The sequence below is a fragment of the Belliella filtrata genome (assembly GCF_022549775.1).
GTDB lineage: Bacteria > Bacteroidota > Bacteroidia > Cytophagales > Cyclobacteriaceae > Belliella > Belliella filtrata.
Genome location: NZ_JAKZGP010000004.1, coordinates 59,042 through 78,166 on the forward strand (window position 1 = coordinate 59,042; position 19,125 = coordinate 78,166).

Annotated in this window: 15 protein-coding genes; 5 read left to right on the forward strand and 10 right to left on the reverse strand. The window is 37.5% G+C overall.

What is annotated here, in order from left to right:
• Positions 1–77: 77 nt before the first annotated feature.
• From MM239_RS03130 to alaS, 7 genes are all read right to left on the reverse strand, one after another.
• Entirely contained in the window at positions 78–2,534 is a 2,457-nt protein-coding gene (locus MM239_RS03130; RefSeq protein ID WP_241346524.1) for a leucine-rich repeat domain-containing protein, read from the reverse strand.
• Positions 2,521–3,360, reverse strand: a complete 840-nt coding sequence (locus MM239_RS03135) for a hypothetical protein (protein WP_241346526.1) — start codon at positions 3,358–3,360, stop codon at positions 2,521–2,523. The genes MM239_RS03130 and MM239_RS03135 overlap by 14 nt, the downstream gene beginning before the upstream one ends.
• Complete coding sequence (locus tag MM239_RS03140) at positions 3,357–3,935, reverse strand: hypothetical protein (protein WP_241346528.1); 579 nt, start codon at positions 3,933–3,935, stop codon at positions 3,357–3,359. The genes MM239_RS03135 and MM239_RS03140 overlap by 4 nt, the downstream gene beginning before the upstream one ends.
• A gap of 26 nt (positions 3,936–3,961) precedes the next feature.
• A complete protein-coding gene (locus tag MM239_RS03145; RefSeq protein ID WP_241346530.1) occupies positions 3,962–4,432 on the reverse strand; it encodes a nucleoid-structuring protein H-NS in 471 nt (156 codons plus the stop codon).
• 252 nt (positions 4,433–4,684) lie between these two features.
• Positions 4,685–5,797 (reverse strand): TlpA disulfide reductase family protein, encoded by a 1,113-nt coding sequence (locus MM239_RS03150; RefSeq protein WP_241346531.1) that lies wholly within the window; start codon positions 5,795–5,797, stop codon positions 4,685–4,687.
• Positions 5,798–5,801: 4 nt separating this feature from the next.
• Complete coding sequence (gene gatB, locus MM239_RS03155) at positions 5,802–7,262, reverse strand: Asp-tRNA(Asn)/Glu-tRNA(Gln) amidotransferase subunit GatB (RefSeq protein WP_241346533.1); 1,461 nt, start codon at positions 7,260–7,262, stop codon at positions 5,802–5,804.
• Positions 7,263–7,357: 95 nt separating this feature from the next.
• Entirely contained in the window at positions 7,358–9,988 is a 2,631-nt protein-coding gene (alaS, locus tag MM239_RS03160) for an alanine--tRNA ligase (protein WP_241346535.1), read from the reverse strand.
• Positions 9,989–10,111: 123 nt separating this feature from the next.
• Here alaS and MM239_RS03165 point away from each other — a divergent pair, with 123 nt between their 5' ends.
• The gene (locus MM239_RS03165) at positions 10,112–11,089 is read left to right on the forward strand and encodes a M23 family metallopeptidase (protein ID WP_241346537.1); all 978 of its coding nucleotides are present in this window, start codon (positions 10,112–10,114) and stop codon (positions 11,087–11,089) included.
• A 438-nt stretch (positions 11,090–11,527) separates the two neighbouring features.
• Here MM239_RS03165 and MM239_RS03170 read toward each other — a convergent pair whose 3' ends face one another.
• Positions 11,528–13,279: an ABC transporter ATP-binding protein gene (locus tag MM239_RS03170; protein WP_241346538.1), complete on the reverse strand. Its 1,752-nt coding sequence runs from the start codon at positions 13,277–13,279 to the stop codon at positions 11,528–11,530.
• A gap of 140 nt (positions 13,280–13,419) precedes the next feature.
• On the opposite strand from MM239_RS03170, the gene fsa reads away from it, so the two are divergent.
• The 4 genes from fsa to MM239_RS03190 all read left to right on the forward strand — a co-directional run bounded on the left by fsa (position 13,420) and on the right by MM239_RS03190 (position 16,630).
• Positions 13,420–14,079, forward strand: a complete 660-nt coding sequence (gene fsa, locus MM239_RS03175; RefSeq protein WP_241296332.1) for a fructose-6-phosphate aldolase — start codon at positions 13,420–13,422, stop codon at positions 14,077–14,079.
• A 107-nt stretch (positions 14,080–14,186) separates the two neighbouring features.
• On the forward strand, positions 14,187–14,390 hold the full coding sequence (locus tag MM239_RS03180; RefSeq protein WP_241296334.1) for a fructose-6-phosphate aldolase: 204 nt from the start codon (positions 14,187–14,189) through the stop codon (positions 14,388–14,390).
• A 2-nt stretch (positions 14,391–14,392) separates the two neighbouring features.
• Complete coding sequence (locus MM239_RS03185) at positions 14,393–15,103, forward strand: cell division ATP-binding protein FtsE (RefSeq protein WP_241346540.1); 711 nt, start codon at positions 14,393–14,395, stop codon at positions 15,101–15,103.
• A 54-nt stretch (positions 15,104–15,157) separates the two neighbouring features.
• Positions 15,158–16,630, forward strand: a complete 1,473-nt coding sequence (locus MM239_RS03190; RefSeq protein ID WP_241346542.1) for a S41 family peptidase — start codon at positions 15,158–15,160, stop codon at positions 16,628–16,630.
• A gap of 13 nt (positions 16,631–16,643) precedes the next feature.
• Here the strand turns inward: MM239_RS03190 and MM239_RS03195 are convergent, their stop codons facing one another.
• Both MM239_RS03195 and MM239_RS03200 read right to left on the reverse strand, forming a co-directional pair.
• Entirely contained in the window at positions 16,644–17,738 is a 1,095-nt protein-coding gene (locus MM239_RS03195; RefSeq protein WP_241346544.1) for a glycerate kinase family protein, read from the reverse strand.
• On the reverse strand, positions 17,738–19,090 hold the full coding sequence (locus tag MM239_RS03200; RefSeq protein ID WP_241346545.1) for an alanine/glycine:cation symporter family protein: 1,353 nt from the start codon (positions 19,088–19,090) through the stop codon (positions 17,738–17,740). The genes MM239_RS03195 and MM239_RS03200 overlap by 1 nt, the downstream gene beginning before the upstream one ends.
• Between the last annotated feature and the right edge of the window lie 35 nt (positions 19,091–19,125).

The following is a 19,125-nucleotide window of genomic DNA, read 5'->3' on the forward strand; positions in this document are numbered from 1 at the left end:
AAAATACTATTGATCAGAGAATAAAAAAAGCCAACAGTTTAAAAGTTACTGTTGGCTTTTGAATATTTATAGGTTCTTTAATAGTACCTCACATCGCAGTCAGGGTTAAGCTTTTTGAAATTGTCTACTGCTCTTTTCTTGATCCTAGTATTGAAACAAATCAGCTTACTTAGGCTTGTAAGTCCTTGTACTGGCTTGAGTGATTTTACATTTGTGCTAGCAATATCAAGCTCTTGAAGTTCGTGGAGTTGATCTAGGCCTCTTAGGTTCTTTACATTAGTACCAGGAATCAGTAAAGTATTCAAGCTCCTCAAAGAAGATAATGGTCTGAGATCTGATATACCCGTATTAGACAAGTTAAGATAACTAAGATTTACCAAATTTGATAATACTGAAAGGTCAGCTATTGGAGCCTGATTGATCGTAAGTGATTCCAAATGCTTTAAATCATTCAAGGCATTATAATCCATAGCAGGCACATCGGAAATCTTCAATTCTTTAAGATTTACGAAACCTGTCAAATGATCAAAGCTAGACACTGAAACCTTCTCAACTTCAAAGGTAGCTGATGATGTCCATTCGTGTAATTCTTCTGAATTTGGATCTGAATCAGCATCAAAATTATTCTTTACTAAACTCTTCCAAGTATCGTCCAAACGATCCCACCATTGCTGAACTTCTTCAGTCCTGTAAATCAACGTCAATTTAGGGTTGGAAGTCAACAAAGGAACTACATCTTCTCTATCAACTGGTGAATTATCTACATTAAGGTATTTTAAGTTCTTCAACTGCGTCAAAGGACCAATTTCAACTACTTTAGTGTTTCTAAAATCAAGAATTTCTAAATTTGATAAGTTGGTTAGTGGTTGAAGAGAAGTTATACCAGTATTTCTTCCAGTGATTTTAACCAAAGTTTTGATATCAGATAACGGCGTTAAGTCTGTAATCTCGGTATCATCAAAAGCCAGAAAGTTGATTTTCTTAAACTTCAAAACTGGACCGAGGTTGAGCACTTCACTTCTAGAAATATCTAAAGAGTCCATAGCCACTAAGGTGGATAGATCTTCTGCATTGATTTTTGACCTAGAAAGTCTTGGGTTAATTTTTTCAAACACTGCTCTCCAAGGTTGAGACAATCCATCCCACCAAGTTTGTAAATTTTCTACATGGTGAATAAGAAGAATATTCCTATTCCTACGAACAAACTCATCAGCCACCCACTCTTCTATTCTAGTCCTATCGGCATAGATTCTTTTGAGCGAAGGTAATCCATCAAGGGCATTGATATCTGAAATTTCAGTCTGATCTATATTGACTGTATTTAAATTCTTCAACCCTTTCAAAGGCGTCAAATCAACAATATTAGTTTCTTTCAGGTTAATGGATTCTAGACTTTCTAAGTTTGAAAGTGCTTCAAAGTTGATCAAGTAATTTGAGCTGATATCAAGTGTTTTCAATTTATCCAACTCCTGAACATTCTCCAGATTATTGAATCCACTTCCTTTTAATTCCAAGCTTCTCAATGAACTAAATGAATTTAAAACTCCAAAGCTCATGATTGGAGTATTTTCGGCTTTCAGAGAAGAAAGCGCCTTAAGATTTCCTAATTCACTGATATCTTCTATTTGCGTATTGGAAATATCAAGATGAGTCAATCTATCTGAATATTTTATAAACTGAATATCTTTAGTTGGAGTGTTAGAAATATTCAAAGATGTCAAGAAGGTAACATTGCTAATAGGATTCAACTCTTGTATCTGCGTGTTACTAATATCTAGGTGACGAATCTCTCTTAAAGCCTCGATTGGCTCTAGATCCATGACATATTGATTTCCAGAGAGATTGATAGAATCTATATTACTAACTTTGTAAAGGTGATCAAGGGTAATGGAATCTTGCTCAGAAACTCCAATTTTGTTTCTAAAATAACTCTCCCAAGTATATGAAAGTCTGCTCCACCATTCTTGCAATTCTTCATCACGGCTCAACTTTGTAGTGTAAATGCTCGCAATTTTGAGTTCATTAGATTTTTTATCTACATTCACTTCTACAAATCTTTCCTTTGTATTGGTGATTTTTTCCTTATTAAGCCCCGTAGCAGTAAGCGTCCTATCCATAGATACGATGAAAGAAAGCTCTCCATTATCTCTAAGGAAAGGCTTAACTTCTCTTACTTTAAATTTGAATGAAGCATCGTTAAAGAAGAATTCTATGTCTTTCAAATAAGCTGTAATGTCTTTGTTGGTAATCACTTTACGATCCAGTAACAAGTCATCTTCTACTTGTACAAGGTGATCTCTGAAGATTTTCTTGTAGCTCTCGCGAATGATCACGTCTTTATCTCTTGCAGGTGTATCTTTACTACCTACTGTATTGAAAAAGTACTCTAAAAAAGTTACCTGATCTTCAACTTTTTGGCTAAGATCTTTGATTTCTTGCTTAGAGTAATCCCCTATCGCTTGCTGTGCTTTTGTGACTAGACTATTCACAAACATCAAAGCGATAAAAATAAATGGTATTTTATTTTTGGTCATAAATATATCTTTGAACTACATCCTTTTCTCCTGGCTTTAGTTTGATCAAGTTACTGATCAACCAACCGGTATTGAATCCTGGTCTATTGAATTGATTTACTTCAAAATACCAATTGTCAATCTGGAAGAAATGAAATTTGACATCCAATACGTTATCAAATTTCAAATTCCCGTTTTTGATTTCATACAAAAACAATGTCAAATAATCAGGCTCATACTCTTTTGGTGTATAAGCTTCAGGTAATTTATTATCTTGAAATGCCTTTCGAAGGTTCATAAACCCTATCTCATGGCTCATGGGATGAAGAAAACTTTTCTGATCTCCTTCAGGCTTTTTAAACAAATTTTTAAAAGGTGTAAAATTAACCTTATCTACGACCCATTCATACCCAAGACCTTCTGGCTGAAGCTTCATGAATAGGGTTACATTTTCTTTTTTCCCTTTATAAATAAAGGTTGTCTCAACTTCGGAAAACCATTCTCCTCGGTGAAAAGCCAAATATTGAGGCAAATTTTCAGACAATACTTCTTTCATAAAGTCAGCCTTCAATTGACCATCCACACTTGAAGTTTCATTGTCAAATAGAATACTGATGAATTTGCCTCGCAAAGTTCTGTCCCTGTATTCTGAATCGGTATCATAATACCTTTTGGATCCATCTGCACTTTCCTCCCCATTGAATCTTCTAAAAAATTGATTCACTTGTTTGGTAGAAGAAGCGAACCTTCCATCATCTTGAGGGGAACCGGGGCTGTATAATCCTTGCCCCGATGCCAACTCAAATGATGAAATAATTAATATGATAATTATTGTCAGTTTTCTCATGCTGAAGTTTCAGTCACTCTAATATCGCCAAGCATCACATCCCAGAATTCGATTGTTCTACCTGCTATTTGAGTTTGTTTTTTCTCCACGTAGATTGTAATATCTTTCTTCGTAGTATCCCTGTAATTAAGACCACTTTCAAGTGAAGTACCTTCAAATCTTTGATAAACAGTCACAACACCTACGTATCTTCCATCAGGCTGTCTTTCAAGATCAGAAATATAATGGATATCATACCATGTGATGTTTACTCTATCATAGTTCAATGCCATCAATCTTTCAAAGTATCTTCTTACTTTATAGTAAGCAATTTCTTTTCTATTCAAAGATGAAACACCCATCTCTGCATCTGGAGCAAATAGCTCCTCTGCTCTGTCCATTACCCTGTTTGCTTCAGAAAACTGTGTTTCTTTGCTTCCGATAATAGAGATGTATTTACTCAAATCTTTTACTTTTTCTAATGCCAAAGAATCAATGGCTTGCTTTCTTGCTGGACTTATAGTCTCTGACTGAGCCATTGAAACCGAAGCTCCTGCCAAAAACAAGAATAGGAATAGAGAAATGTATTTTTTCATGATTAAAATATTGTCTTTAATGATAATTATTTGCGACGAAGTTCAAGCTCAGATACTCGTCCGTTAGAATCAAGTCTGATATCGCTAATGAAGTTCAAGTTTTTCTTGGTGTCTTTCAAGTAGTTCAAGTACTTAACTATTGTGGTAGGTTCATCATAATCTTTGATACCACTTTCCTCATGAATTACGATTAAAACTGGCGTCTCTTGGTTTGAGAACATACCCAATGCTTCTTGAATTGTGCTATTAGCGGCTTGTACGTTTGAAGAGTTAGCAACGCTACTAAAGTAGTTTTCCAACTTACCGACAGCAACTTCCTCTGCTGAAGGTTGTGCTGGTGCAGGTGCTGGAGCGGGTTCTACTTTTTCAACTGGTTCGGGTGTAGGCTCTGCTACAACTTTCTTCTTACTTTTACAAGCTCCCATAGCTAGCAAACCGAACAGCGCAATAATTACCATCCTGTTCATAGGTGATGATTGAAAGGTTCTTTTTTTCATGTTTGGAATTAATATTTATGATTTTCAGTATGAACGACCACAATTATTCAAAAAGCATTCCATATTATCCTTATTACAGATTTTATTTCTTGAAATATCTTTTCCGAACTTTATTGTGGCATTTTCAGGCGCAAATGTATGTGAAAAACTCAACATTCAAATGCCCCTCAATGCAATATGAGAAAATATTTTTTCCCATAAAAAAAAGTCGTCAACTACCTGCTGACGACTGCACTTAAATCTAACTGTTTTTTACTCAAAAATCTCCTCTAATTTCTTCTCTAAACTAGTCCCTCGAAGGTCTTTAGAGACAATAATGCCTTCTGGATCAATTAAATAGGTTGCAGGTATTGCATTGATTTGATATATGGCAGCAGCGGCTGAATTGAAGTATTGCAAATCTGAAACATGAGTCCAAGTCAAACCATCTTCCTCAATGGCTTTTACCCAGGCATCCTTAGTTCTATCGAGTGAGACACCAAATACTTCGAAACCTGATTCGTTGTATTTGTTATAAAGCCGAACTACGTTAGGATTTTCTTCTCTACAGGGTTTACACCATGCTGCCCAAAAATCAATCAAAACATACTTACCTCTCAAATCAGAAAGATTAACCAACTCTCCTTCTGGATTTGGAAGAGAAATCTCAGGTGCTTCCTGACCTATTGATAGTAGCCTCATATCATCTAGTTGAGATTTCAGGGATGTGATCATCTTTGTATTTGGATATCTCTCATTCAACTGCTCTACCAATTCATCTACAAACAAAAAGTCATTTTTGAAATTCAACATTCCCAATGCAGCAAGTGATGCAAAACTACCATCCATTTCATTGATAGCTGCCTTCACTTTCTCTGCATGCGCCCCTTCCAAATCCATGGCTTTAGTTTGAATCTCTTTAATCGCCGCTTGATCTTTGTTGGTCATGGCTTCATAATATGCTGAATTCAAATTGTTGATTTCATCTTGGTAAGCTTGTGCAAGCTCATCTACTTTTTGAAGGTGTTTAGAGTCCTCGGAACCTGAGACTTTGTAGCTACTATCATCTGCTGCATCATAGCTTATATCTATGTCTTCATCATAGAGTGCCAACCTTACAGATTTCTTATCCAAGATATTAAGCTCATAGAATGAAGGCCCATCCAAGCTAAGTTCATAGTCAAATTTACCATTTGAATTGAGCTTGATCGTATCTACTACTTCTGCCCTATCATCAAGGTACTTTGACAAAATCAATTTACCTTCTCCAGCATTTGAGATTTTTCCTGATATATTTACTTTCCCGTCAAACACGCTCTCTTTCTCACCACAAGAGAAAAAGAAAAGTACTGAGAAAAGTAAAATTGGTATTTTAAGAGACTTCATCTTTTTAGTTTTCAAGTAATTCCATTAATATTTTTGTAGCTACTTTAGGATCAGCCTTACCTTGCGACTTTTTCATCACTTGTCCCATAAACATTCCCATCAAACCCTTTTTCCCTGACCTATACTCCTCTACTTTTGCAGCGTTTTCAGACAATACCTGCTCTACTATTGGCTTCAATGATCCTTCATCACTTTCTTGGATCAAGTTCAGATCTTGGGCTATAGCTAATGGGCTTTTATTTGAATCTTTGAGCATTATAGGATATACTTTCTGTGATGCCACAGAGAAGTTAATCTTACCCTCATCAATAATTCCTATCAACTCCGCTAGACGACTAGGGCTGATTGGAAAATCATTAATATGCAAAGTAAGCTCATTCAGGTATGATTTAACTGGTCCCATCATCCAGTTTGAGGCAGCTTTGTAGTTTGACGTTGCCTCGCATAGCTCGTTAAAGAAAAGTGCAATTTCTTTAGAATCTGTCAATACTCCGGCATCATATTCGGGAAGACCATATTCATTCACAAATTTGGCATGCAGTTCACGTGGTAAAGCTGGCATTTCAGCTTTGACACTTTCAAGCCATTCCTCTGATACGACGACGGGGCTAAGGTCTGGCTCTGGGAAATAGCGATAATCGTTGAGATCTTCTTTGGTACGCATACTGGCAGTAGTACCAGTAGTAGCATCAAAAGTCCTCGTTTCTGATATGATCTCCTCTCCCGCTTCTATCATGATGATCTGCCTCTCTAGCTCATGTTCTATCGCTCTAGCTACGTTTCTAAAGGAGTTCATGTTTTTCACCTCTACCTTTTTCCCATATTCCGCAGCCCCATGCAATCTTACAGAAATGTTTGCATCACATCTCAAAGAGCCCTCTTCCATGTTTCCATCACAGATATCCAAGTACCTCACCAGCTTTTTGATCTCTACCAAAAAAGCATAGGCTTCTTCCGAAGACCTGATATCAGGCTCAGATACGATCTCTATCAATGGAACTCCTGCTCTATTATAATCAACCAAAGTATCAACTTCACCAGCTAAGTGCATGGATTTACCCGCATCTTCTTCCATGTGGATTCTTGTCAAGGTCACAGATTTTGCCGTCCCATCTGGTAATGTCAATGGTACTTGACCACCTACACAAATAGGGTTTTTGTCTTGCGTGATCTGATATCCTTTTGGTAGATCAGGATAAAAATAGTTTTTTCTAGCAAAAATATTTTTTCTTGTAATCTCCGAATCACAGGCAATACCCATCTTTACGGCAAACTCTACAGCTCTCTTGTTTACTTTGGGAAGTGTGCCTGGATGTCCCAATGTAATCACTGAAATGTGGGTATTGGGTAGATTACCAAATTCTGTCGAGTCTGAAGTATACATCTTACTTTTGGTAAGCAATTGTGCATGGACTTCAAGGCCTACGACTAGTTCATATTTATCTTTTATCTCTGCTGAAAGCATCTTATTCTTTATTTCAATTTTATAATTGTAGTGATTTGAGGCTCAAAAATGGCTTAGAAATCACCTAAAACCAAATAAGCTGTAATCTAATTGTACTATATAGCCTCAAACATAACTTTTGCCTTGTCGACTACAGCATCAAGTCCGTCGAGTTTTTTTCCTCCTGCTGTAGCAAAAAACGGTTGCCCGCCTCCACCTCCTTGGATTTCTTTTGCCAGTTCTCTAATAGCCTGTCCAGCATTCAATCCCAAATTACTTACCAATTGCTCATCAATAACAACAGCAATTTGAGGCTTTCCATCTATAGATGCAGCTATTACTGCGACTAGGTTTTTAACTTCATTTTTCAACTCAAAAGAAAGCTTCTTCAAAGCATCTGCTGAAGGAAGATCGATTTTCACGAATAACTTGCTCACTTTTTCACTTGTTTCGACCTTAGCAATCAACTCTCCCTTCAATGCGCCAGTTTGCTTGGCATGAAGTACTTCAATCTCCTTTCTTAACTCATTCCTTTCCGAAATCAACGCTTCTACAGCTTTCTTGAGATCTTTTGGAGCTTTGAGTAATTCTTGAATTTCCTTTACTACAAGAAGGTGCTCATTGAAATATTTCTCTGCTGCAACTGAAGTGATCGCCTCTATTCTTCTGACACCAGATGAAATCGAGCCTTCGGAGACTATCTTGAACAAGCCAATATTTCCTGTAGATGCCACATGGGTTCCTCCACAAAGTTCTACAGAAAATTGTGGATCAAATGTGATCACTCTCACAAAGTCTCCATATTTTTCTCCAAACAAGGCCGTTGCACCTGCTTTCTTCGCTTCTTCTATAGGGACATTTCGCTGCTCATTGAGGAAAATATTTTCTCTGATTTTCTCATTTACAATACCCTCTACTTGAGTGATTTCCTCATCAGAAAGTTTTGCGAAATGTGCAAAATCAAATCTCAATAGCTCCTCATTCACTAGTGAGCCTTTTTGCTGCACGTGATCACCCAAAACCTGCTTTAAGGCAGATTGTAGCAAGTGCGTGGCAGTATGATTACTCATGGTCAGTTTCCTCCTTTGGACATCCACTTGAGCGGTAAAAACAGCTAAAGGATCTGCAGGTAGCTTATCGACAAAGTGTACAATAAGATCATTTTCCTTTTTCGTATCCAATACTTTGATCTTTTCATTAGCACTGACCAATACGCCAGTATCTCCAACTTGCCCTCCGCTTTCTGCATAGAATGGAGTTTTATCCAAAACCAATTGGAACCTATTTCCTTTTTTATCCTTGATTTTTCTGAATTTAATCAATTGACTCTCGCAAGACAGTTCATCATAGCCTACGAATGCTACTCCTTCTTCCTCTCTTACCAGTGTCCAATCTCCTGTCTCCTGCTCGGCTGCTGCCCTTGAGCGATTCTTTTGAACCTCCATCTCAGCGGCAAAACCAACTTCATCTACTGAAAGCCCATTTTCTCTTGCAATCAAAGAAGTTAAATCCAGTGGAAAACCAAATGTATCATACAATTCAAAAGCTGTTTTTCCATCTATAATACTGTTCCCTTGTTGCTTCAGATCTTCTGTGATTTGATCTAGTATTTTCAAGCCATTGTCTAAAGTTCTCAAGAAAGAAGCTTCTTCCTCTTGAATCACCTTGGCAATAAAATCTTGCTGAGAAGCAACTTCTGGAAAGATTTCCCCAAAATTCTCTGCAATCATCGGCATCAACTCGTACATGAATGGCTTTTGAAAGCCCAAAAACGTATATCCATACCTTACTGCCCTTCTCAAAATTCTTCTGATCACATACCCAGCTTTATTATTCGAAGGCAATTGACCATCAGCTATGGTGAATGCTATCGCTCGGATATGATCTACGATCACCCTCATTGCGATATCTATTTTCTCATCTTTACCATATTTTTTGTTAGATTTCTCCTCCAAGATATTGATAAAAGGCATGAAGATATCCGTATCATAATTGGATGATTTCTGCTGAATAGCCCTCACAAGCCTCTCAAAACCCATCCCCGTATCCACATGCTTTGCTGGTAGTTCTTTCAAGGATCCATCGCTCAATCTATTAAACTGCATGAATACTAAGTTCCAAATTTCGATTACTTGAGGATGATCATTATTTACAAGATCAAATCCATTTACAAGTTTACGTTCATCTTCAGACCTTAAATCTATATGGATTTCTGAACATGGGCCACATGGCCCTGTGTCACCCATTTCCCAAAAATTATCTTTTTTGGATCCAAAGATGATCCTATCCTCAGGTACGATTTGTTTCCATAGATCAAAGGCCTCCATGTCCTTGTCCAACCCGTCCTTTTCATCACCACCAAAGACGGACACATAAAGTCTGTCTTTAGGTAATTCATATACTATGGTCAACAATTCCCAAGCCCATTCTATGGCTTCCTTTTTGAAATAATCTCCAAAAGACCAATTACCAAGCATTTCGAACATGGTGTGGTGGTAGGTATCTACTCCTACTTCCTCAAGGTCGTTGTGCTTACCAGATACACGCAAACACTTTTGACTGTTGGCCACCCTTTTTACTTTGGGCACTTCATTTCCTAAGAAAAAATCTTTGAATTGATTCATGCCTGCATTGGTAAACATCAATGTGGGATCATTCTTGACCACTATCGGTGAGGAAGGCACATATTGATGCTGTTTGGATTGAAAAAACTCAATGTAGGTACTTCTTACTTTCTTTGCTTCCATGTAAGCTTTTGACTATGTTCGGATTATATTTTCTTATTTTATATATTTGCAGTCCTCTGAACGTTATTAGATGCAGAAACCTCCAAGGTTTGCAAAATTAGAATAATTACCCTTCATATTATAATGAGTAGAATAAAATATTACTATGATCCCAAAACTTGCAAATACGAAAGGTATCAGCGCAGCAAATGGGACATTACCTTAAACACATTGGGATTCTTATCATCTGCATTGATTCTTGCTGTGGGAATATTGATCGTTTTCAATTATTACTTCGATAGCCCCAAAGAGTTGATTCTCAAAAAAGAAAATAAAGAATTGCGATACTACTACGAACTCATGGAGTCTGAGGTGGTACAAATGTCAAGGATGCTGAGCGATCTTCAGCAAAGAGACGATAACCTATACCGCGTGATTTTTGAGACTGAACCTATTCCTACTGAAATTAGAAAGGCCGGTATTGGTGGTGTAGACCGGTACAGAGAAATCAAAGATAAAGGACTTAATCCAGAGAAAATGATTATTGATCTGAGGTCAAAGGTGGATGATCTTAAGCGTCAGTTGTATGTTCAAAATGTCAGCTACGATGAAGTGTCAAATTTGGCATTGAACAAAGAGGAGTACTGGGCTTCTATACCAGCCATCCAGCCTATTGTCAATGAAGAATTGACACAGCTAGCTTCAGGATTTGGAAGTAGACTGCACCCAATCTTGAAAGTTAGAAAAATGCATACTGGAGTAGATTTCTCTGCACCACAAGGTACACCCATTTATGCAACCGGTGACGGAGTGGTTTCAGATGTCAAAACTGTTTTTGGTGGCTATGGAAAGTACATTGAAATAGATCATGGTTTTGGTTTTGTGACAAGATATGCGCACATGAATGAATTCAAGGTAAGAAAAGGTCAAAAGGTAAAACGTGGTGACCAAATAGGTACTGTAGGCAATACTGGATCATCAACAGCTCCACATGTGCATTATGAAGTAATCAAAGATGGTAATTTTATTAACCCCGTTCATTATCTGTTCAAAGACCTAGAACCAAGCGAATATGAAAAAATCCTAGAGCTTGCCTCACAAGAAAATCAGTCCTTGTCCTAAGTTCTGAAACCTTGATAATTCCTTAGGCCTGGCTAGTATTTGATCCACTGCGTGTTCTCTGTGTCTTTGTGGTTAGTCTATTCACCACTGAGCTACAGAGGACACAATGATTTTAATAGATACCTAAAATCCGCAAGAGAATGTTGTAATCGGTTAATTTATAGCACCAATAGACCTTCCAGGATTCACTCGATTATTTCTAACAACTGGCTGGTAGTCAATAAAAACCTGTTAGGTCTATCGGATTTTAAGTAAATACACAACCTTCAACTCCTCTCACATCTTTTCCCTTTGTGAACTTCATGTCTTTGTGGTTAGTTTAATTTACCACAGAATGAACAGAAGGCTTGTTTGACATTCTCGTCTATTGTTTCTCTCTTCTCTCAATTTCACTTAATGTACATATAATTAACTCATTAAGCATAAAAAGGACGTACTTTAAATCCTTGCTTGATAAGTATAAAGTTGATAATACCTTCCTTGGCTTGCAATTAGCTCATCATGTTTTCCTTTCTCCACAATTTTACCCTGCTCTATAACCAAAATCTGATCTGCTTGCCTTATCGTGCTGAGTCTATGGGCAATCACAAAAGTAGTCCTCCCTTTCATCAAAGATTTCAGACTTGCTTGTATAAGGGATTCACTCTCAGTATCCAAATTGGAGGTAGCTTCATCCAAGATTAAAATTCTAGGGTCTGCCAAAATCGCACGTGCTATGGCTATCCTTTGCCTTTGCCCACCCGACAGCTTCACTCCTCGCTCACCTATCAGGGTGTCCAGTCCTTCTTCAAACCTATCCGTAAACTCCTGAACATGTGCAGAAATCACAGCATTCTGAAGTTCGTCAGCTGTAGCATCGGGTCTAGGAAATAGGATATTTTCTCTTATCGAACCTTCAAACAAAAAGTCATCTTGTAACACAACACCAAGTTGGGATCTGAAACTAGACAAACTTACCTTTTGCAAATCCACATCATCTATAAGTACTTGACCAGAACCCGCATTAAGAAAGGATGCTGCAATACCTGCTATTGTGGTCTTTCCCGACCCAGAAGTACCTACCAAGGCCGTCACTGATCCAGCTGGAGCATCAAAAGAAACTTCATGCAGCACTTCTTTCCCTTTTTCATAGGCGAAGCTAACGTTTAGAAACTGTATGTGACCTACTATATTTGGCAACTGTAAAATACGCTGTGTAGCGTCCTCTTCTAGAGGCATATTCATAATTTCCTCTGTCCTATCCAAGCCTGCAAAGGCTTCTGTAAATTGGCTTCCTATATTACTCATCTGTACAATAGGTGCAATCATAAATCCTAAATACAAAGTAAACGCTAAAAAATCACCGAAGGTCATCTGACCATCCATGATCATGTAACCACCAATCCCCATAATTCCAGCTGATGCAAGTCCTAGTAAGAATGTAGCTGCTGATGTCACAAAGCTCGTTGCAGTCAAGCTTGCCTTCACATTTTGAAACAGTCTATCTACACCTGATTCGAAAGTCCTTATTTCTTGCTCTTCAGCATTGAATCCTTTGATTACACGAATACCTCCCAAAGTCTCTGTTAACCTGCCTGTAACTTCTGCATTGATTTTACCTCTTTCTCTAAATATTGGCCTGATTCTTCCAAAGGCCTTCAGTGAGATAAGCCCGAAAATAATCACGGGAACCAATACATATAGCGTCATCAGAGGGCTAATATAAATCAGAAGAACCAATGAAATGATTGCTGTCAAAACCCCTCCTACCATCTGGGCAAATCCTGTACCCACAAGATTACGAACACCTTCCACATCAGTCATTATCCTTGACACCAATTCACCTGTCTTTGTATTATCAAAAAACCTTACTGGAAGCTGAATGATATGGCGCTGCACTTTAGAGCGTAGTTTAGCGATCAACAGCTGGGCTTCTACACTGAGTATTTGTGTCAATGCATAGGAAGTAACTGACTGAATCGTAATGGCTGCTACTACGCCAATCACTAGCCATTTGAGCATATTCATGTCACTAGAAGGAATCACATCATCAATCAAAATCTTTGAAGCTCCAGGAAGTACCAGGCCAGCTAGTCTACTGATGATGATCAATACCAAACCTAATAAAAGGTGTTTTTTTCTCGGCCAAATAATTGTTTTAAATACTTGAGCCATTCTGACTCTACTTTCTGGTCGTTTTGCATTAGTCATAAAATTTACTTAAAATCAAGATACAACACAATATGGGCTTTTATTAGTTCTTTTTTGAAGAAAGCATTTGACTTACCTTCCAATTATTAGATATTCCTTTAACTTTGTTGCATCTAAAACAATCTTTAAACCTAATAACAATGAAATTCTTTATTGACACAGCTAATTTAGCTGAAATCAAAGAAGCCTATGATCTAGGTGTATTGGATGGTGTGACTACCAATCCTTCTCTAATGGCCAAAGAAGGCATCAGTGGAGACAGCAATGTGAGGGCTCATTACAAAGCAATCTGCGACATTGTAGATGATAAAGTGAGTGCAGAAGTAATTTCTACAGACTTTGATGGAATGATCAGAGAAGGGAAAGAACTTGCAAAAATTGATGATAAAATTGTAGTAAAAATCCCAATGATTAAAGATGGGGTTAAAGCTATTAAGTATTTCCATTCTGAAGGCATCAGAACAAACTGTACACTAGTATTCTCTTCGGGACAAGCTATTTTGGCAGCAAAAGCTGGTGCAACTTACCTTTCTCCATTCATCGGAAGGTTAGATGATATCTCTTATGATGGTCTTGAATTGATCGAGCAGATCGTCCATATTTATCATACTTATGGATTTGCTACAGAAGTACTTGCTGCATCTGTAAGACACACCATGCACCTGATCAAATGTGCTGAAATCGGTGCTGATGTAGTTACTTGCCCATTGAAAGTGATCACTGGACTTTTGAAGCACCCTTTGACAGATTCTGGACTTGCACAGTTCTTGGCTGACCATGCCAAAGCTGCTGGGAAGTAATTCCTATATTGCTCATGGGATACCAAAATCGAAGTAGATTTGAAACAATTTGCTACTAAATCTGGTATTCCATGAGTAAAATTTATTATCCATATACATTGTTTCCCATGTACATTATCAAAGTAAAAGGCAAAGCAAAAATACCAGATTACATTCAGATCCGAGATGAGAATTTTGTTCTTGTCGCCTATTTTAGAGCTGATAGACCGATGAAAAACATTGAAAAATTTGGCCTTGAAGGAAAAGAAGAGGAAATGGAAAAACTCATTAAAGAGTTGCCTTTTGGTAAATTACAAAAACTGGAATTATAATCATGGATTTCAAAACAGAACCAATCATCGATGTACGCCAGGCAGGGATATTCCAAGGTCTAGATGCCGTCCTTACCAATGTGAATTTTAACATACAAAAGAAAGAATTTGTGTTCTTGATAGGAAGAACAGGAAGTGGAAAAAGCTCTCTTTTAAGAACCTTGTACGCAGACCTCCCACTTCGTATGGGAAATGTAGAAGTTGTTGGTTTTGATTTAGGAAAAATAAGAAATAAAGATATTCCATTCTTAAGAAGAAAGTTGGGAATAGTGTTTCAAGATTTTCAACTTTTCCCAGATCGTTCTGTAGCTGAGAACATATTTTTTGTCATGAAAGCGACAGGTTGGAAAGATAAAGGGAAAATGAAAAGTAGAATGGCAGAAGTCCTTATGCTAGTAGGTTTGGCAGATGCTGCTACCAAAATGCCACACCAACTTTCAGGAGGAGAGCAACAGCGTGTAGTAATTGCGAGAGCACTTATCAATAGCCCTGACATTCTATTGGCTGATGAGCCTACAGGAAATCTCGACCCTGACGTCGCTGATGGAGTTTTCAAACTTTTTCAAGAGATCAACAAACAAGGAACAGCTATTCTCATGGCAACACACAACCACGACCTCCTAAGAAAATATCCATATCGGGTATTGAAATGCGAAAAAGGACAATTGCTTGATAGTAAAACAGCAGATATCTCTATCAATACTTCTTTTTAAAAATTTTTGAATTGAGCATAAAATCATTAATTTGGAACACCAAAAATGATGATTATGAAAAATTGTTCGAACTTTAAGTATCTGCTTTTACTGTTTTCTATCGTAGCTAATCTTGCTTTTACAAGCGCTTGTAAAGATAAGGAAGAAATAGAGCCTATAGAAGAAAACGAAGATGACAATGCTGGAAATTCTCAAAGAATTCTAACTAATCTCTGGATCAAAGAGATTATGGAAACTTACTACTACTGGTTGGAAGAAATGAACCCTCCAATTGCCAACACATCTGATCCAGAAGATTACTTTGAGGCATTTCTAAATACACCAACAGATCGGTTTTCAATCATTTATCCAAATTATCAGGAATTGATCAATAACCTTTCAGGGGTATCTACCGAATCAGGTTATGAAATTGCACTATTGAGAGAAAGTAGCTCAAATAACAATGTGATAGCATTGGTATTGTATGTCAAGAAAGATAGCCCCGCCAAATCAACCAATATTCAAAGAGGAGATTTGATAACACAAATCAATGGCACCACGATGACGCTTTCCAACTATCAAACAGTACTAAGGGGAAGAAGTGAAGCTCATACTGTCACATTAAGAAAATACAATGAAGAAAATGACTTGTTTGGAGCTCCAGAAACGGTTTCTGTAAATGCAGTAGAATTGGAAGAGAATCCAAACTTCTACCATTCAATAATTACAGATGGAAATCATAAAATTGGCTATATAGTATATCACTTTTTTGCTCCTGGTAAACTAGATCAGGAGACAGGTATTCCAGATAGACGATATGACGAAGAAATGGAAGCTGTTTTTGCTGATTTTAAAGCTGAAAATGTTAATCAACTCATTCTGGACTTGCGATACAACGGTGGTGGCTATGTATCCAGTGCCAATAGTTTAGCAAGTTTGATTGTACCGAATTTTAGCTCAGATTTAATCTTTTCAAAAACAAGATTCAATAGTTTCCTTTCTAGGTTTAGTGATTTCCAAAATGTTCAATCTAGATTTACTAAAAAAGATCAAAACATAGGTAATCAACTTGTAGATGGAAAAATATACATATTAACAAGTGGCAGAACAGCTTCTGCTAGTGAGCTAATTATCAATGGCTTGAGACCATATTTAGATATTGTACTGGTAGGTGAAACTACAAATGGTAAAAATGTAGGTTCTGTTGCATTTGAAGATGAAGATAATGCAGAAAATACTTATGGACTTTTACCTATTATTTCAAAAAGTTTCAATAGCCTAGATCAATCAGATTATAGTACAGGTTTCACCCCTACAATAGAAGTGGATGAATTCGACTTTTTCCCTTGGAGAGAGTTTGGAGACACTAGAGATCCCCTATTGCAAACAGCTATCAGCGCAATCAAAGGCAATCTCAATGGTGGAAGAATTAAAGGAAATGTCGAAGGCAGAATCATGATTGAGACATCCTTAGAAAGAAAAACCCGATTTGGTAAACAAATTGAAAGCTTAAATGAAGATCAATTAAGCACCTTAATTGGAAAGTAAAATTAAAAGTAACTTACTCGAAGTATAATCGAAGTGAATTTTCGAGATTTTGTATTGCAATGTCTTGAAAATTCAAAGCCTGAAAGTTGATGGGTGGCAGCCTAATCAAATCATCAAAACCATCTTGAATTCCTTCTACACCAGAGGTGATCAAGATGGTTTTCTTTTTGTGCTTTTTAGCTAGCAAAACCAATTCAAAACTCCCTTTACCTCCTGAAGATTGGGCATCATATCGTCCTTCACCTGTGATCACAAGGTCTACATCCATGATTTTCTCCTCCAGGCTTACTTTTTTAAAAAACCAAGAAGCACCTGGCTGTATGTTAACAGGAAAAAAAAAGCTCAACCCATAGGCAACACCACCAGCTGCACCAAAACCTGATTGATCATGTATTTGCTGATGTGCCTTCTTAGAAAGTTGAGCAAGTGCATTTTTACAGTGCTTTTCTTTTATCAAAAAATCATTTTCGTAAAGTCCTTTTTGTGGCCCAAAAGTGTAAAGCCCTCCAGCTTCACCAAAAAAATGATGATCTACATCACATAAAAAAGTAAAGGAAACATTGTATTTATAAACTGGCCTTTGGATATGGCAGATCTGGCTTAGGGAAATATCAGAAAAAGGCACCAACTCACGACCATATCCATCTAAGAAAGTAAAACCTAATGCGTCAAGAATGCCCAAACCTAAATCTATACTTGCCGAGCCACCTAATCCCAATACAATTTCATTTGCTCCATATTCAATAGCTTTGCTAATCAGCATTCCAGTGCCATATGTACTTGCTACAAAAGGATCTCTTTGATTGATTGATAGGCCACTTATTCCGGTAGCAGAAGATACATCAATGTATGCTCGCTCCTTTTCACCATCCCAATAAAAAAAACTCAATTTAGATCTACCCAAGGCATCTAGGACCATCATGTTGACTTTTTCTAAACTCAAATATTTACCTAGAAGCTCGCAAGTGCCATCGCCACCATCTGCGATTGGACATGAAATCAACTTTGCTGATGGCATCAATTCATCAAGCACTGACTCGATTACTTCGCATGCTCTATTTGCCGAAATAGTACCTTTAAATGCATTTGGGGCAATTAGGATTTTCATCAAGATTTGTTAGCCATTCTATTAAAATAATCCTTCGTTGCAGCCTTCACTTTTGGCGCAAGGTATATGGTAGATATCATGGTAGGTATCGCCATGATAGCGTACATACCATCAATAAAACTAACTACAACTTCTAAAGAGACCACTGCACCAGCTACAATTGTAATTAGATAAAAATAGTTGTAATAATCAGCCTTTTTTGCACCAAACAAGTAATTGAAACATTTGTGCCCATAATAAGAGTAAGTAAACATCGTGGATAATGCAAACACCAATACGGCAATCATAAGTAAGTATTTTCCAAAACCGGGAAGAGCCATCTCAAATGCTGAAAGTGTAAGCCTAACCCCATCATTTTCCGTGCTTTCCCATACACCTGTAAGTAAAATCACCAAAGCAGTAAGCGTACACACCACAACAGTATCTATAAATGGTCCAAGCATGGCAATCAGACCTTCTCTAACTGGTTCATTATTTTTGGATGCTCCGTGTACCATCGGCGCAGTGCCTATGCCAGCCTCATTGGAAAAAGCAGCTCTTCTAGCCCCAATCACAATCACTGCACCTACAGCACCACCTAATACAGACTCACCTGTGAAAGCATCAGTTATGATCAAGCTAAGCATATCTGGCACATTGCCAATGTATTGGATCAAAATAATAATCACTGTGATAAAATATAAGCCAACCATAAATGGCACAAGTCTAGAAGCTACCAATGCAATGCGTTTGATCCCTCCCAATATGACTCCTGCCACAATAATCATCATGGCAATTCCTAAAATCCATTTGGTAGTTTCGCCATTATCTAGATTGTTGGGTTCCAAAAGGACTGATCTGATCACTGTGGTCAATTGATTGGCTTGAAAAATTGACAATAATCCTAATACACCAGCAACGGAAAACAATACGGCTAGTGGTTTCCACTTTTTGCCCATACCCTCTTCAATCACATACATTGGACCACCTTGGATCTCTCCATTGGAATCCTTGCCTCGATACATTATGGCGAGACTACAGGAAAAATATTTGGTAGCCATGCCCACAAATGCCGACATCCACATCCAAAATATAGCACCTGGGCCTCCCATATTGATAGCGATAGCCACTCCACTGATATTCCCTAAACCAACAGTAGCGGCTATGGCTGCTGATAAAGCTTGTCTTGATGAAATCTGACCGGGCATATTTTGATCATCATACTTTCCTTGAACCAGCTTGATCGCATGACCTAATTTCCTAAAAGGTAAAAACCCCGAGTAAACAAACAATATAAATCCCCCACCCATCAACAACACCAACATGGGAGTATCCCATATCCAATTACTAAATTTAACGATTAAATCTCCCATTATTTTTCTGAAATGAAAGACCATATTATAACGAT

What these genes read in the sequence shown, in the direction of transcription:
- gatB (WP_241346533.1), bottom strand. Translation starts at nt 7,262, where the DNA reads ATGCTTTCAGCAGAGATAAAAGATAAATATGAACTAGTCGTAGGCCTT.
- MM239_RS03135 (WP_241346526.1), bottom strand. Translation starts at nt 3,360, where the DNA reads ATGAGAAAACTGACAATAATTATCATATTAATTATTTCATCATTTGAG.
- MM239_RS03180 (WP_241296334.1), top strand. Translation starts at nt 14,187, where the DNA reads ATGTACATTATCAAAGTAAAAGGCAAAGCAAAAATACCAGATTACATT.
- MM239_RS03200 (WP_241346545.1), bottom strand. Translation starts at nt 19,090, where the DNA reads ATGGGAGATTTAATCGTTAAATTTAGTAATTGGATATGGGATACTCCC.
- MM239_RS03150 (WP_241346531.1), bottom strand. Translation starts at nt 5,797, where the DNA reads ATGAAGTCTCTTAAAATACCAATTTTACTTTTCTCAGTACTTTTCTTT.
- fsa (WP_241296332.1), top strand. Translation starts at nt 13,420, where the DNA reads ATGAAATTCTTTATTGACACAGCTAATTTAGCTGAAATCAAAGAAGCC.
- MM239_RS03140 (WP_241346528.1), bottom strand. Translation starts at nt 3,935, where the DNA reads ATGAAAAAATACATTTCTCTATTCCTATTCTTGTTTTTGGCAGGAGCT.
- MM239_RS03190 (WP_241346542.1), top strand. Translation starts at nt 15,158, where the DNA reads ATGAAAAATTGTTCGAACTTTAAGTATCTGCTTTTACTGTTTTCTATC.
- MM239_RS03130 (WP_241346524.1), bottom strand. Translation starts at nt 2,534, where the DNA reads ATGACCAAAAATAAAATACCATTTATTTTTATCGCTTTGATGTTTGTG.
- MM239_RS03165 (WP_241346537.1), top strand. Translation starts at nt 10,112, where the DNA reads ATGAGTAGAATAAAATATTACTATGATCCCAAAACTTGCAAATACGAA.
- MM239_RS03185 (WP_241346540.1), top strand. Translation starts at nt 14,393, where the DNA reads ATGGATTTCAAAACAGAACCAATCATCGATGTACGCCAGGCAGGGATA.
- MM239_RS03195 (WP_241346544.1), bottom strand. Translation starts at nt 17,738, where the DNA reads ATGAAAATCCTAATTGCCCCAAATGCATTTAAAGGTACTATTTCGGCA.
- MM239_RS03145 (WP_241346530.1), bottom strand. Translation starts at nt 4,432, where the DNA reads ATGAAAAAAAGAACCTTTCAATCATCACCTATGAACAGGATGGTAATT.
- MM239_RS03170 (WP_241346538.1), bottom strand. Translation starts at nt 13,279, where the DNA reads ATGACTAATGCAAAACGACCAGAAAGTAGAGTCAGAATGGCTCAAGTA.
- alaS (WP_241346535.1), bottom strand. Translation starts at nt 9,988, where the DNA reads ATGGAAGCAAAGAAAGTAAGAAGTACCTACATTGAGTTTTTTCAATCC.